The organism is Bacillus sp. NPDC094064 (assembly GCF_050279585.1).
Classification (GTDB): domain Bacteria; phylum Bacillota; class Bacilli; order Bacillales; family Bacillaceae_G; genus Bacillus_A.
The window spans coordinates 1-14,837 of the sequence record NZ_JBNNUI010000021.1 but is presented as its reverse complement, the minus strand read 5'-3'; the positions used below and the strand labels follow the sequence as shown (position 1 = coordinate 14,837).

Here is a 14,837-nt window from a genome sequence, read left to right as displayed (position 1 = left end):
CTCTCTAGCGCCGATGGTAGTTGGGACCTTGTCCCTGTGAGAGTAGGACGTCGCCAAGCAACTTAAAACACGAGTCATTTGACTCGTGTTTTTTTATTTCCCATGAAATAGATTCGGTTCTGATAATAAAAATGCTGAAATATAATAAGGGATTTTTTGAGCAGAAATATTTAAAAATTGATAAATAAATGGATAGTCTTCGGAGTTATAACTTCCAAGCAAGTCATACCACCAATCTGTTTCGTATCGTGAAATCATACTTAAATTATAGAGCAATAAATAATGAACAAGGAGCTCAGGTAATACGGGCTTAGGATTTCTAGGATCGGTTGTAAGCGGTAAGTAATAAGTATCCGCAAGGTACTCGTAGTACAAAGGAGTACTATACATAGGATTCCATGAATCGATAGGTGCTGTAAAAAGTATATTCAAGTCACTCGTCCTTTCAGGGGTTTGTTGTATGGATAAGTGCTTACAAGCGGATTCAATGTAACGTGAAAATCTCTCTGTAGTCATATGTAGTCGATCTAGTATATTGACTGAAAAAGAGAGTTCATTTTTATTTGTTGAATCGATTTTATATAAAGTTGATCCTTTTTGACCATAGCGAAATAAATGTTGTAATTCGGGAATGGTTCCCATTAAGTCTAACATGTTAAATTTTTCTGCTTCTAGGTGTTTCATGTGAAATAGTTGTTCTGCAACATGAGTAAATAATCCATTTTTTTGTACCTTTACCTCATCTTCTAAAAATTGATAGCCTTGTTTTTTTCGTTTGCGAGTCGTAACGCCATGAGCTAAAACAGTAGTGGATTCTGGATAGTTAGGGTCGATAGTTAGTAAGCATGCTTTAAATAGTTGACTAATCCCATAAAACAGCAACATCGGCTGAATAGAAAATGGGGATGCTTTATATAATTCATAATAATTTTTCCCATGTTCTAAGTAGTAAATAAAGGGATAACAATTTTCAAAGCTCTTTTTTTCAGCATCTTGTATGGAGGATTTTTCATAACAACGGGCAAGATAACGTTGTACATTTTGAGATGAAAAAAAGAAACTTAATTGCTGCCAAGTACAAGTTGAATGATGCATATATTACGCTCCTTTTATTGTCTAAAAATTCTAACATATATATACTTTCTTGACAGTATTTTAACCAATTGATAAGCTACTAATAATAATTTCTGGTATCATGGGGGGAACAATTATGTGGGAATCTAAATTTGTTAAAGAAGGTTTGACTTTTGATGATGTATTACTTGTACCAGCAAAGTCAGATGTACTACCAAGAGAAGTAAGTGTTAAAACAGTTTTATCTGAAAGCTTACAGTTAAATATCCCGTTAATTAGTGCAGGAATGGATACAGTAACAGAAGCAGATATGGCTATTGCAATGGCTCGCCAAGGTGGTTTAGGTATCATTCATAAGAATATGTCTATTGAGCAACAGGCAGAGCAGGTTGACAAAGTAAAACGCTCTGAAAGCGGCGTTATTTCAGATCCATTCTTTTTAACTCCAGAACATCAAGTATATGATGCAGAACATCTTATGGGAAAATATCGTATTTCAGGTGTACCAGTTGTAAATAATTTAGATGAACGAAAATTAGTTGGTATTATTACAAACCGTGATATGCGTTTCATCCAAGACTACTCAATCAAAATTTCTGACGTAATGACAAAAGAACAGCTAATTACAGCTCCAGTTGGTACTACACTGGAAGAAGCTGAAAAGATCCTACAAAAGTATAAAATTGAAAAGCTCCCTCTCGTTGATAATAACGGTGTATTACAAGGGCTTATTACAATAAAAGATATTGAAAAAGTAATTGAATTTCCAAACTCTGCAAAGGATAAGCAAGGACGCTTATTAGTTGGAGCCGCGGTTGGTGTAACAGCTGATGCTATGACTCGTATCGATGCATTAGTAAAAGCACAGGTCGATGCAATCGTTCTTGATACGGCTCATGGACATTCTCAAGGTGTTATCGATAAAGTAAAAGAAGTTCGTGCGAAATATCCATCACTAAATATTATCGCAGGAAATGTTGCTACTGCTGAAGCGACAAAAGCATTAATCGAAGCTGGTGCAAACGTAGTTAAAGTAGGTATCGGACCAGGTTCTATTTGTACGACACGCGTTGTCGCTGGCGTGGGTGTACCACAATTAACAGCAGTTTATGATTGTGCAACAGAAGCTCGTAAACACGGCATTCCAGTAATTGCTGATGGTGGTATTAAGTACTCTGGTGATATGGTTAAAGCTTTAGCAGCAGGAGCACACGTTGTTATGTTAGGTAGCATGTTTGCTGGTGTTGCTGAAAGCCCTGGAGAAACTGAAATTTACCAAGGTCGTCAATTTAAAGTATATCGTGGTATGGGTTCTGTCGGAGCGATGGAAAAAGGAAGTAAAGATCGTTACTTCCAAGAAGGAAACAAAAAACTTGTTCCAGAAGGTATTGAAGGTCGTGTTCCTTATAAAGGACCTTTAGCAGATACAGTTCATCAATTAGTTGGTGGATTACGTGCAGGTATGGGATACTGTGGAGCACAAGATTTAGAATTCTTACGTGAGAATGCACAATTTATTCGTATGTCAGGTGCTGGTTTACTTGAAAGTCATCCTCATCACGTACAAATTACGAAAGAGGCTCCAAACTACTCATTATAATGTCTTATATACAAATAGACGGAGATTTGATATCTCTGTCTATTTTTTTTTGATTATGTTAGAATAACGGTTATGTGAGTACATAGATATTGGGGGTAGCAAAAGTGAAAGGTATGTTTTGCAAAAGATTCATTGCATTAGTAACAATGCTTACACTAGCTTGTAGTATGTTGTTACCATATAGCAATGCATCAGCAGAAACAGGAGCTGCTTTAAACATTGAAGCAGGTGCGGCAATTTTAGTTGAAGCAAATTCTGGGAAAATTTTATATCAAAAGAATGCAGATGAATTATTATCAATTGCTAGTATGACAAAGATGATGAGTGAATATTTAGTTCACGAAGCAGTGGATAAAGGAAAACTTAAGTGGGATCAGAAAATTAAGGTTTCTGAATATGCATATAAGGTTTCACAAGATGCTTCCTTATCAAACGTTGCATTAGAAAATGGTGGCTCTTATACAGTAAAAGAGTTATACGAGGCAATGGCAATCTTTTCTGCAAATGGTGCAACAATTGCATTAGCAGAAGCGATTGCAGGCAAAGAAGTAGATTTCGTAAAAATGATGAATGATAAAGCGAAAGAACTAGGATTGAAAAATTATAAATTTGTCAATTCTACAGGTTTAACGAATAAAGATTTAAAAGGAATGCATCCTGAAGGTACAAACCCGGATGAAGAAAATAAAATGTCTGCGAAGGATGTTGCTACTTTAGCGCAGCATTTAATTAAAGATTATCCAAAAGTGTTAGATACAGCGAAAATTCCGGTAAAGTTCTTCCGTCCAGAAAAAGAGAACTTTAAAATGTCGAACTGGAACTGGATGTTAAAAGGCTTAATTAAAGAATATGATGGTGTAGATGGCCTGAAAACAGGATCGACTCCAGAGGCAGGGGATTGCTTTGCTGGTACGATTGAACGAAACGGAATGCGTTTTATTTCTGTAGTTATTAAAACAAATTCTCATACAGCACGTTTTGATGAGACAAAGAAATTATATGATTATGGCTTTGCTAACTTTGAAATGAAGAAAATGTATGAAAAAGGTTCTTCAGTAAAAGGAAATGAGACAGTAAGAGTAGATAATGCAAAAGATAAAGATGTAGCAGTTCAAACAAAACAAGCTGTTTCACTTCCAGTACCAAAAGGAAGTAAAGATGTTTATAAAACAGAAGTAAAAGAATCCAATAAGGAACAAGAAGCACCTATTAAAAAGGGTACTGCGCTCGGTCAAGTGGTAATCACATCAAAAGATACGAATGATCCTGGATTTTTATCTGGTAAGTCATTACAAGTAGATCTTGTAACAAAATCTGAAGTAGAAAAAGCCAATTGGTTTACTCGTTCTATGCGTGGAATTGGTTCTTTCTTTAGTGATATGTGGAATAGTGCTGTTGATACAGTAAAAGGTTGGTTTTAAGAGCTCCTCATGGTAGGGGCTTTTTTTTATTCCTATTTTTCATACCGACTTTATGAAAAAGTAGTAGACAAGCATCTGATAGTTAGTGGTAGAATGTAAGAGTATTCTTAATTTTCGCCTATAACGGGGGAAAGCAATTCACCTAGGGGGGTTTTTGTACATGACAAATGTAACAGGGACAGAACGTGTAAAACGTGGAATGGCAGAAATGCAAAAAGGCGGCGTTATTATGGACGTAATTAACGCTGAACAAGCAAAAATTGCAGAAGAGGCAGGCGCAGTTGCCGTTATGGCATTAGAGCGCGTACCAGCAGATATTCGTGCAGCAGGTGGCGTTTCTCGTATGGCTGATCCAACAATTGTTGAAGAAGTTATGGGTGCGGTGTCAATTCCGGTTATGGCAAAATGTCGTATCGGTCACCTTGTAGAAGCACGTGTATTAGAATCATTAGGGGTAGACTATATCGATGAGAGTGAAGTATTAACTCCTGCTGATGAAGTATACCATTTAAATAAACGTGATTACACAGTTCCGTTTGTATGTGGTTGCCGTGATATCGGAGAAGCTGCACGTCGTATTGCAGAAGGTGCATCTATGCTTCGTACAAAAGGTGAACCAGGAACAGGAAACATTGTAGAGGCAGTGCGTCATATGCGCCAAGTCAATGCAGAAATCCGTCAAGTTGCAAGTCTACGTGAAGATGAGTTAATGACGTATGCAAAAAATACTGGAGCTCCTTATGAAGTACTACTTGAAATTAAACGCCTTGGTCGTTTGCCGGTTGTAAACTTTGCAGCGGGTGGTGTAGCAACACCAGCAGATGCAGCGTTAATGATGCAACTTGGTGCTGATGGTGTATTTGTTGGATCTGGTATCTTTAAATCAGAAAACCCAGAGAAATTTGCACGTGCGATCGTTGAAGCAACGACTCATTACGAAGATTATGAACTAATTGCAAGCCTTTCTAAAGGATTAGGTAATGCAATGAAAGGTATCGAAATTTCAACGTTATTACCAGAACAACGCATGCAAGAGCGTGGATGGTAATTGAAGGAGAACTTTAAGATGGTGAAAATCGGTGTACTAGGTCTTCAAGGTGCAGTTCGTGAGCATATAAAGTCAGTTGAAGCAAGTGGTGCAGAAGCTGTTGTTGTAAAGCGTATCGAGCAACTTGAAGAGATTGATGGTCTTATTTTACCAGGCGGTGAAAGTACAACAATGCGCCGTCTTATTGATAAGTATGCTTTCATGGAACCGCTTCGTACATTCGCGAAGTCTGGTAAACCAATGTTTGGTACATGCGCAGGTATGATTCTTCTTGCGAAAACACTTATTGGCTATGAAGAAGCACATATTGGTGCTATGGATATTACAGTTGAGCGCAATGCGTTTGGACGCCAAAAGGATAGCTTTGAAGCCGCACTTTCAATTAAAGGTGTGGGAGAGGACTTTGTTGGTGTATTTATCCGTGCTCCATATGTCGTAAATATAGCTGATAATGTGGAAGTACTTTCTAAGCATGGTGATCGAATGGTAGCGGTAAGACAAGATCAGTTTCTAGCTGCTTCATTCCATCCAGAATTAACGGATGATCATCGTGTGACAGCATACTTTGTCGAAATGGTAAAAGAAGCGAAAATGAAAAAAGTTGTATAAGTAACTTGCAACTTGTATAAGATTATAGTAAATTGATGGTAACAATTTTATAAAATAAGCGTGTTGATAGGAAATAGTAACAAATGTCGTTTCTTATAGAGAGTCGATGGTTGGTGGAAATCGATAGAAACAGTTTGTGAATCCATCCTGGAATGGAATGTGGAATATCTTTATGATTAGTAAACATTCCCGGTGAAGAGCCGTTATTTCTACTTGAGAGGAAAGCGGTAATGCTTTCAACTAGGGTGGCAACGCGGGTTAACTCCCGTCCCTTTGTATAGGGACGGGAGTTTTTTGTGTTTTGTAAAATAAAAGGAGGAGTATAGAATGCTTGATATTAAATTTTTACGTACGAATTTTGAAGAAGTAAAAGCAAAATTACAGCATAGAGGCGAAGATTTAACTGATTTTGGTCGCTTTGAAGAACTGGATACGAGAAGAAGAGAGTTACTTGTTCAAACAGAGGAACTAAAAAGTAAACGTAACGAAGTATCTCAACAAATCTCTGTTTTAAAGCGTGAAAAGCAAGACGCGGAAGCTTTAATTCTAGAAATGCGCGAAGTTGGTGAGAAAGTAAAAGACCTTGATAATGAACTTCGTACAGTTGAAGAAGCGTTAGAAAAATTAATGTTATCTATTCCAAATATCCCTCATGAATCTGCACCAGTTGGTGAAACAGAGGATGATAATGTAGTAGCACGTACTTGGGGAGAAGTGAAAGAATTTGCTTTTGAACCAAAACCACATTGGGATCTTGCTACAGATTTAGGAATTCTAGATTTTGAGCGTGCTGGGAAAGTAACAGGAAGCCGTTTTGTATTTTACAAAGGTGCCGGCGCAAGATTAGAGCGTGCTTTAATTAGCTTTATGCTTGATCTTCATACTGATGAGCATGGATATGAAGAAGTATTACCTCCGTATATGGTAAACCGTGCAAGCATGACAGGAACAGGACAACTTCCGAAGTTTGAAGAAGATGCATTCCGTATTGAAAGTGAAGATTACTTCTTAATTCCAACAGCTGAAGTACCAGTAACGAATATGCACCGTGATGAAATTTTAAATAAAGAGCAATTGCCTATACGATATGCTGCATTTAGCTCTTGTTTCCGTTCTGAAGCAGGTTCAGCTGGCCGTGATACACGTGGCTTAATTCGTCAGCATCAGTTCAATAAAGTAGAGCTTGTAAAGTTCGTAAAACCAGAAGATTCTTATGAAGAGTTAGAAAAACTAACAAATGATGCAGAACGCGTGTTACAATTATTAGAGTTGCCATATCGCGTTATGAGCATGTGCACAGGCGATTTAGGATTTACAGCAGCGAAGAAATACGATATTGAAGTATGGATTCCAAGCTATGGCACATATCGTGAAATTTCTTCTTGTAGTAACTTTGAGGCTTTCCAAGCGAGACGTGCAAATATCCGTTTCCGTCGTGAAACAAACGGAAAACCAGAACATGTTCATACATTAAATGGATCTGGTCTTGCAATTGGACGTACGGTGGCAGCTATTTTAGAGAACTACCAACAAGAAGATGGTACAATTATAATTCCAGAAGTTCTTCGCCCTTATATGGGAGGAAAATCAGTTATTAAGTAAATTTAAACATTCATCGGTATGAGTGATTGGTAATTATGAGCGCTGTCAGTACTGTAATGTAGGAGAGGGGAAGTAAAATTTTCCTTTCCTCATAATTTATTTTAGTAGGGTTGACTAACTGTTTTTCTTTTGATATTATATTTGATGTCAATATGGAGGTATACCCAAGTCTGGCTGAAGGGATCGGTCTTGAAAACCGACAGGCGGCGAGAGTCGCGCGGGGGTTCGAATCCCTCTACCTCCTCCAGATATAATTGACAACAGCGCATATAAGTGGAGATTGGAGAACTCGTTACCAACACGTAACGAGTTTTTATTTTAAAACCAATCATAAAGTATGGGGTAAGGCGATTTTGTCCTTATTACACACTCATATTCCGATGATTATCTTCATAGATATGAAAGGAGTCAACATGGATCTTATTATACAAACATTTCCTTTAGATGGAAAAACTTTATATTATGTACAATGTCCTGTCTGTAAGAACAATAGAATTTTAAACAGTGGTGCAAACGTATCACGCATTATAAGCGATGATACATTCCGTAAACTTTGTGGTTGCACTTGTGATGTAAAGCAAGCTGCGACAAAAGTAGAGGCGCCGAAACCAGTTAAAAAAGAAGCTGCGAAGAAAGAAGCAGCTCCAAAACGTACAGGTAAAGTATTAACAGCAGTGATTAATGGGAAAGAAATGACTGTTAAAGAGATTGCTGAAGCATACGATATTAGTACAAGTACTGTTCGTCAGCGTATTAATGCAGGAAAACCTGAGAGTGAAATTATTGCTCCAACAAAGAAGAAGTAATTTAATAGGAAAACCCGTGCATATGCACGGGTTTTTTATTTTACAAGTTTACGTGTTTGTTTTAAAAAATGCCCAATTTTTTTAATGATTGGTTCAATTGAATCGCCATCTTTTAAAATATCATATTCATTAATGTTTAATCGTAAAACAGGACATGAATTAAAGTTGTTAATCCAGTTTTCATAACGTCCGTGCATTTCTTCCCAGTACTCAATTGGTGTTTGTTGTTCCATTGGACGTCCGCGTTCTTGAATTCGATCAACGATATCATCGAAAGAACCTTCTAAGTAAATTAATAAGTCTGGATGAGGGAAGTAAGGAGTCATGACCATAGCATCAAATAAACCTTTGTATGTTTCATAATCCGTTTCCGTCATTGTTCCTTTTTCATGGTGCATCTTTGCGAAAATGCCAGTGTCTTCATAGATAGAACGATCTTGAACGAAACCACCACCATATTCAAAAATTCTTTTTTGTTCTTTAAATCGTTCTGCTAAGAAGTACACTTGCAAGTGGAAGCTCCAACGAGTGAAGTCAGCATAGAACTTGTCTAAGTATGGATTGGAATCTACTTTTTCAAATGATGTGCGATAACCTAAAGCGTTAGCTAATGCGGTTGTCATAGTTGATTTGCCGACACCTACTGTTCCAGCGATAGTGATTACTGCATCATTTGGTATATCATATTTTTGCCTTAAATTCATTATTATTTCGACTCCTTAAAGAGAGTATTTTGAAGGGCAGATAGGATGACGTTTAAATCATCAGGATTTTTTATAAAATCCATATCGTCTCCGTTAAACTTTAACACTGGGATATCTGGATGGTCTTGTTTGAAGGTATCCATTGCTGTTTCATAATCTTTTGTAAGCTGTAGTAAGTAATTGGGATCCATATTTTTTTCGAATTCTCTTCCGCGCATTGCGATTCGCTTTTGTAATGTTTCCAGACTAGCCGTTAAATAAACGATGACGTTTGGTACAGGCATATCTTGCGTAAGGATACGATAGATTTGCATGTACTTGTCATATTGAGAATCTTTTAATGTACGGGATGCGAAAATTAAATTTTTAAATATATGATAATCCGCTACTACAGGCTTCTTTTGATTCAAATACTTTATGTTAATATCTTCTAATTGTTTGTATCTATTACAAAGAAAGAACATCTCTGTTTGAAAACTCCATTCATCGATGTCTTCATAGAACTTTCCTAAAAAAGGGTTTTCATCAACAATCTCTTTTAGTAAGTGGAGTTGCATGTGAGTTGAAATTTCCTTCGCAAGTGAAGTTTTTCCAACACCGATTGGTCCTTCAACCGTGATAAATGGTACTCCGGTCACGCTGTTTCCTCCTTTCAATCAGTGATTTACCGTGACTACTAAAAACACAAAACAGAATTATTGTAGCACAAGAGGGAAGCGAGCGGGTTAATTTGATATAAAAAGTTAGAAAATAGATATATGTATTAATTAAATTTTATTTTCGATGACGGTGTTATATTTGCTTTCAATGTAGTTTCCATTATTTTTAAAGCGTGTATATTATCTTGATCGTTGTTAGAGGCGATACAATCCTGCGGCACATAAAGTGTATAATTTCTCATATGAGCATCATTAGCTGTAAATAGGATACATATATTCCCGGCAACTCCTGTTAATATTAGATTTTCTATTTTTAAATAACCTAGTAAGGAATTCAAAGGTGTTTCATAAAAAGCAGAATAATGTGGTTTAATAAAAATATAATCATCAGAACTTGGAGCAATCTTACGAATTATATTTTCGCTATACTTATTCGTGCAATGGGTAATCAGTTGGTCAATATCAGATCTCCAAAGTTGATAATGGTCATTAACATAAATTATAGGATAACCGAAGGATTTCATTTTTTTCTTTAATTGTAAAATAGGGTTTGTTATAACTTCGCATTTTTGGGCTAAGATGGGCCCATGGGAAAATTGAAAATCATTAATCATATCGATGATGAGTAAGGCAGTATTTTTCATCTGTAATCCCCCTTCTTTTTCTTTTAGGGTGGATTGAATTTGTAAAAGTTATCCCATGTGTAGTAAATGGAAATAAGTGTACTTTATTTGTAATGAAAGGACTATGTTATGGAACAAGATCAAGATATTTATTTTATGCAACTAGCGATAGAAGAAGCTAAAAGGGCAGAGGAAATACAAGAAGTACCAATTGGTGCAGTTATAGTGTTAGATGGCGAGGTAATTAGTGTTGCTCATAATCTAAGGGAAACCGAGCAAAGATCAATAGCTCACGCCGAGTTGTTAGCGATAGATGAGGCTTGCAAAAAATTAGGAACATGGCGTTTAGAAGATGCAACATTGTATGTAACATTAGAGCCTTGTCCTATGTGTGCGGGAGGAATTGTTTTATCGCGAGTGAAGCGAGTTGTATATGGTGCAAGTGATCCGAAAGGTGGATGTGCAGGGACTTTGATGAATCTGTTAACGGATGAACGCTTTAATCATCAATGTGAAGTAGTAGCTGGTGTATTAGAAGAAGAGTGCGGTACGCTGTTAACAAACTTTTTTAGAGAGCTTCGTAAAAAAAGAAAAGCGATTAAGAAATTAGAGAAAAGCAAAGAGAATTAACGTATTTGCATTTTATAAAAAAACAAGTTATACTGATAGTGCCTTTAATGAAGGCAACCGAATATTGGTTTTAACTTTGCCGTGCTAAGCGGGGAGGTAGCGGTGCCCTATACTCGCAATCCGCTCTAGCGAGGCCGAATCCCTTCTCGAGGTTATGCTGCTGTAAGGCCTGCCTTAAGTAAGTGGTGTTGACGTTTGGGTCCTGCGCAACGGGACCCCGTGAACCTTGTCAGGTCCGGAAGGAAGCAGCAATAAGCGGGTCTTCTCGTGTGCCGCAGGAGTGCCTGAACCGAGCTAACTGCTTAAGTAACGCTTATGGTACGTAATCGACAGAAGGTGCACGGCAGTTATATATGTATACAAAACTCACCTTAATACTAAGGTGGGTTTTTTGTATAGAAAATAACTTTTGGAATCTATAAACAGAATGGGTTATAATAAATGAGATAATAACCTTTGAGGGAGGCCGTATTTTCGTGTCATACCAAGCGTTATACCGAACATGGAGACCGCAAAAGTTTGAAGATGTAGTCGGTCAAAAGCACGTGACAAAAACGTTGCAAAATGCCCTTCTTCAAGAGAAAGTTTCACATGCTTATTTGTTTTCTGGTCCGAGGGGAACAGGAAAAACGACAATTGCAAAAGTATTTGCAAAAGCAATTAACTGTGAGCATGCTCCGGTAGCTGAGCCTTGTAATGAATGTCCTTCTTGTTTAGGCATCACACAAGGATCTATTTCAGATGTATTAGAAATTGATGCGGCTTCAAATAACGGTGTAGATGAAATTCGAGATATAAGAGATAAAGTAAAATATGCTCCAAGTGCTGTAGAATATAAAGTATACATTATTGATGAAGTTCACATGCTTTCTATGGGTGCATTCAATGCGCTTTTAAAAACCTTAGAAGAACCGCCAGGACATGTTATCTTTATTTTGGCGACAACAGAACCTCATAAGATTCCACCTACAATTATTTCACGTTGTCAACGTTTTGAATTCCGAAAAATATCAGTGAATGATATTGTTGAGAGATTATCAACGGTTGTGACAAATGAAGGTACGCAAGTGGAAGATGAAGCGTTACAAATTGTTGCACGCGCTGCTGAAGGTGGTATGCGTGACGCGCTTAGTCTTATTGATCAGGCGATATCTTATAGTGATGAGACAGTTACGACAGAAGATGTACTAGCTGTAACGGGGTCTGTTTCTCAGCAATACTTAGGTAACTTAGTAGAATGCATACGTGAAAATGATGTATCAAGAGCATTGCGCATCATAGATGAGATGATGAGTAAAGGGAAGGATCCAGTGCGTTTTATGGAGGATTTCATTTACTATTATCGTGATATGCTTTTATATCAAACTTCACCGCAACTAGAGCATATGTTGGAGCGGGTAATGGTAGATGAACAATTCCGTATGTTAAGTGAAGAAATGCAACCGGAAGTAATCTACGAAATCATTCATACCCTTAGTAAAGGCCAACAAGAAATGAAGTGGACAAACCATCCGCGGATTTTCTTAGAAGTTGTTATGGTGCAGTTGTGTCAGCAGTTTATGATGCAAGCGAACGGTACAGATCGTTTACAAGCAATTATGAACAGGATGCAGCAACTGGAGAAAGAGTTAGAACAAGTTAAAAAGAATGGTGTGCCAGTTGGTGTACAACAGGAAGTAAGAGAGACGCGGGCAACACCGAAACCAGTACGAACAGGAAGTATGAAAATTCCTGTCGGACGTGTAAATGAAGTATTAAAGCAAGCGAAGCGTCAAGATTTAGAACAATTAAAATCTGTATGGGGTGAGTTGTTAGGAAGACTCAAATCATATAACAAAGTAGCGTTTGCTGTTTTGCTAGAAAATAGCGAACCAGTAGCAGCTTCAGATGATACTTACGTTTTAGCATTCCAATATGAGATTCACTGTAAAATGGCGAGCGAAAATCGAGAAGCTATGGATACGGTGGAACAAGCTCTATTTGAGTTGCTAAGTAAAAGATTAAATATGATTGCCATCCCAAAAAGTGAATGGGGTAAAATCCGTGAAGATTTTTTACAGCGTGAAGGTGGAAACTCTGAAGAAAGCCCAGAGAAAAAAGAAGATCCTCTTATAGAAGAGGCAGTAAAATTAGTAGGACAAGAACTTATTGAAATAAAAGAGTAATAATAATTAGGAGGAATTAATTATGATGCGTGGCGGAATGGGAAATATGAATAACATGATGAAACAAATGCAAAAGATGCAAAAAGAAATGGCGAAAGCACAAGAAGAGCTTGGTGAAAAAACAGTTGAAGGTACAGCTGGCGGCGGAATGATTACGGTTATTGCAAATGGTCATAAGCAAATTCTTGAAGTTAAAATTAAAGAAGAAGTTGTAGATCCAGAAGATATCGAAATGTTACAAGACTTAGTATTAGCTGCAACAAATGATGCGCTTAAAAAAGCTGATGAACTTTCAAACTCTACAATGGGTAAATTTACAAAAGGCCTAAACTTACCGGGTGGAATGTTCTAGGAGGATATTGATATATGCATTATCCAGAACCAATATCAAAACTAATTGATAGTTTTATGAAATTGCCAGGAATCGGACCGAAAACAGCGGTTCGATTGGCATTTTTTGTATTAGATATGAAAGAAGATGATGTGTTAGGTTTTGCGAAAGCACTCGTGAATGCGAAGCGAGATTTAGCGTATTGTTCTGTATGTGGGCATATTACTGATCGTGATCCTTGTTATATCTGTAACGATTCACATCGAGATCAATCAGTTATTTGTGTCGTGCAAGAACCGAAAGATGTAATCGCAATGGAAAAAATGAAAGAGTATCAAGGTGTATATCATGTGTTGCGTGGTGCGATTTCTCCAATGGAGGGAATTGGGCCAGAAGACATTAATATCCCACAACTCTTAAAGCGATTGCACGATGAAACGGTACAAGAAGTAATATTAGCAACAAACCCTAATATTGAAGGGGAAGCGACAGCGATGTATATATCCCGCCTCTTAAAGCCGACAGGTATTAAAGTAACTCGTATTGCACATGGTCTGCCAGTTGGTGGAGATCTAGAATATGCAGATGAAGTGACACTGTCCAAAGCGTTAGAAGGTCGTAGAGAAGTATAAGAGGAGAAACAAAATGTTCTTTCAAAAAAAGGGTAAATTGCGTAAAGAGTATGATGATAAGCTAATTGTACTATTAGAAAAAGTGAAGAATGAATGGTTACGTCAGAAGAAAATGGTTGAACAAAGTGTTGAACCATCTCAAGATGTACTTTGTTCTTTGAAAATAGCGGAGGCGAAGTATTTCTTCTTGTTAAAAGAAGCAAAGCGTCGTCCTGTGAAGATGGAACAATGGTAAAAGGTTCTGCTTAAAAAGCAGAACCTTTTATTTTATTAGTTGAACTCTTACGATTTGCTTCGTTTGGGAAGAGTTATTAATGGTTTATACGGAAGAAAATGTTGCAGAGTAAAGGCTAGTGAGAGGAAGCAAATGGAGTTATATGATACATGTTCTTTTTTATTGCCTTGTCCCATACAAATAAATATGTATAGGTCATTCATAAGGAGGAAAAAATGAACTCTACAATTATTATTGTTGGTATTCTTGCTCTAGTTTTTATTTTTCTGGTTTTTGGTGTTTCTTCTAAACCGTTACGTTTTATAGGGAAGGCACTCTTTCATGTTACTTTAGGAATAGCATTACTTTTTATTGTAAATGTTGTAGGAACGTATTTTGATTTTCATATTCCGATTAATGCGGGTACAGCAACAATAACGAGTTTATTAGGTCTGCCTGGAGTGGTTGCATTAGTAATTATTAAGCTTTACATCATGCCAAGATAAAATTATTTTGGCATTTTTTTTAAAGGTGTTGACTAATCAATCATTAATATGGTAAATTAATAAGCGTCGTCAGGAACGAAAGAAAAAAGTTGTTGACAGATTTAACGCTAAATGTTAAATTATAAAAGTCGCTGAAACGCGATGTTGAACTTTGAAAACTAAACGAAACAAACAACGTGAAACGTCAATTTTTATTTTAGATGCTAGACAAAC

The 14,837-nt window shown here is 37.0% G+C and carries 16 protein-coding genes, 1 tRNA gene, 1 other RNA gene and 1 other annotated feature; of the genes, 14 read left to right on the top strand and 4 right to left on the bottom strand.

The window, feature by feature from the left end:
• Positions 1 to 93: 93 nt before the first annotated feature.
• Complete coding sequence (locus ACQKNI_RS25995; protein ID WP_088233321.1) at positions 94 to 1,095, bottom strand: YaaC family protein; 1,002 nt, start codon at positions 1,093 to 1,095, stop codon at positions 94 to 96.
• 115 nt (positions 1,096 to 1,210) lie between these two features.
• On the opposite strand from ACQKNI_RS25995, the gene guaB reads away from it, so the two are divergent.
• The 7 genes from guaB to ACQKNI_RS25960 all read left to right on the top strand — a co-directional run bounded on the left by guaB (position 1,211) and on the right by ACQKNI_RS25960 (position 8,160).
• Positions 1,211 to 2,674: an IMP dehydrogenase gene (gene guaB, locus ACQKNI_RS25990; protein ID WP_000264081.1), complete on the top strand. Its 1,464-nt coding sequence runs from the start codon at positions 1,211 to 1,213 to the stop codon at positions 2,672 to 2,674.
• Between the two features lie 113 nt (positions 2,675 to 2,787).
• On the top strand, positions 2,788 to 4,095 hold the full coding sequence (locus ACQKNI_RS25985; RefSeq protein ID WP_140417547.1) for a serine hydrolase: 1,308 nt from the start codon (positions 2,788 to 2,790) through the stop codon (positions 4,093 to 4,095).
• Between the two features lie 160 nt (positions 4,096 to 4,255).
• On the top strand, positions 4,256 to 5,143 hold the full coding sequence (pdxS, locus tag ACQKNI_RS25980; RefSeq protein WP_000186157.1) for a pyridoxal 5'-phosphate synthase lyase subunit PdxS: 888 nt from the start codon (positions 4,256 to 4,258) through the stop codon (positions 5,141 to 5,143).
• Positions 5,144 to 5,161: 18 nt separating this feature from the next.
• Complete coding sequence (gene pdxT / locus ACQKNI_RS25975; protein WP_144560050.1) at positions 5,162 to 5,752, top strand: pyridoxal 5'-phosphate synthase glutaminase subunit PdxT; 591 nt, start codon at positions 5,162 to 5,164, stop codon at positions 5,750 to 5,752.
• Between the two features lie 54 nt (positions 5,753 to 5,806).
• Positions 5,807 to 6,028 (top strand) — a binding site (T-box leader).
• Positions 6,029 to 6,079: 51 nt separating this feature from the next.
• Positions 6,080 to 7,354 (top strand): serine--tRNA ligase, encoded by a 1,275-nt coding sequence (gene serS / locus ACQKNI_RS25970; RefSeq protein WP_088233324.1) that lies wholly within the window; start codon positions 6,080 to 6,082, stop codon positions 7,352 to 7,354.
• Positions 7,355 to 7,508: 154 nt separating this feature from the next.
• Positions 7,509 to 7,601 (top strand) — tRNA-Ser (locus ACQKNI_RS25965).
• A gap of 166 nt (positions 7,602 to 7,767) precedes the next feature.
• Positions 7,768 to 8,160: a DUF3797 domain-containing protein gene (locus ACQKNI_RS25960; protein ID WP_140417546.1), complete on the top strand. Its 393-nt coding sequence runs from the start codon at positions 7,768 to 7,770 to the stop codon at positions 8,158 to 8,160.
• Positions 8,161 to 8,195: 35 nt separating this feature from the next.
• Here ACQKNI_RS25960 and ACQKNI_RS25955 read toward each other — a convergent pair whose 3' ends face one another.
• The 3 genes from ACQKNI_RS25955 to ACQKNI_RS25945 all read right to left on the bottom strand — a co-directional run bounded on the left by ACQKNI_RS25955 (position 8,196) and on the right by ACQKNI_RS25945 (position 10,167).
• Positions 8,196 to 8,864, bottom strand: coding sequence for a deoxynucleoside kinase (locus ACQKNI_RS25955; protein WP_088233326.1), 669 nt, complete (start codon positions 8,862 to 8,864; stop codon positions 8,196 to 8,198).
• Between the two features lie 2 nt (positions 8,865 to 8,866).
• Positions 8,867 to 9,502, bottom strand: coding sequence for a deoxynucleoside kinase (locus tag ACQKNI_RS25950; RefSeq protein WP_088233327.1), 636 nt, complete (start codon positions 9,500 to 9,502; stop codon positions 8,867 to 8,869).
• Between the two features lie 125 nt (positions 9,503 to 9,627).
• Positions 9,628 to 10,167, bottom strand: coding sequence for an isochorismatase family cysteine hydrolase (locus ACQKNI_RS25945; protein WP_098253004.1), 540 nt, complete (start codon positions 10,165 to 10,167; stop codon positions 9,628 to 9,630).
• Between the two features lie 108 nt (positions 10,168 to 10,275).
• On the opposite strand from ACQKNI_RS25945, the gene tadA reads away from it, so the two are divergent.
• From tadA to ACQKNI_RS25910, 7 genes are all read left to right on the top strand, one after another.
• Complete coding sequence (gene tadA, locus ACQKNI_RS25940; RefSeq protein ID WP_088233329.1) at positions 10,276 to 10,776, top strand: tRNA adenosine(34) deaminase TadA; 501 nt, start codon at positions 10,276 to 10,278, stop codon at positions 10,774 to 10,776.
• Positions 10,777 to 10,855: 79 nt separating this feature from the next.
• Positions 10,856 to 11,120, top strand: an RNA gene (ffs, locus tag ACQKNI_RS25935) — signal recognition particle sRNA large type.
• 132 nt (positions 11,121 to 11,252) lie between these two features.
• Positions 11,253 to 12,941, top strand: a complete 1,689-nt coding sequence (gene dnaX / locus ACQKNI_RS25930) for a DNA polymerase III subunit gamma/tau (protein ID WP_088233330.1) — start codon at positions 11,253 to 11,255, stop codon at positions 12,939 to 12,941.
• Positions 12,942 to 12,966: 25 nt separating this feature from the next.
• A complete protein-coding gene (locus ACQKNI_RS25925; protein WP_170933810.1) occupies positions 12,967 to 13,293 on the top strand; it encodes a YbaB/EbfC family nucleoid-associated protein in 327 nt (108 codons plus the stop codon).
• Positions 13,294 to 13,307: 14 nt separating this feature from the next.
• On the top strand, positions 13,308 to 13,904 hold the full coding sequence (gene recR / locus ACQKNI_RS25920) for a recombination protein RecR (RefSeq protein ID WP_043938863.1): 597 nt from the start codon (positions 13,308 to 13,310) through the stop codon (positions 13,902 to 13,904).
• A 13-nt stretch (positions 13,905 to 13,917) separates the two neighbouring features.
• A complete protein-coding gene (locus ACQKNI_RS25915; RefSeq protein ID WP_088233332.1) occupies positions 13,918 to 14,139 on the top strand; it encodes a YaaL family protein in 222 nt (73 codons plus the stop codon).
• 215 nt (positions 14,140 to 14,354) lie between these two features.
• The gene (locus ACQKNI_RS25910) at positions 14,355 to 14,624 is read left to right on the top strand and encodes a pro-sigmaK processing inhibitor BofA family protein (RefSeq protein ID WP_088233333.1); all 270 of its coding nucleotides are present in this window, start codon (positions 14,355 to 14,357) and stop codon (positions 14,622 to 14,624) included.
• Positions 14,625 to 14,837 lie beyond the last annotated feature (213 nt).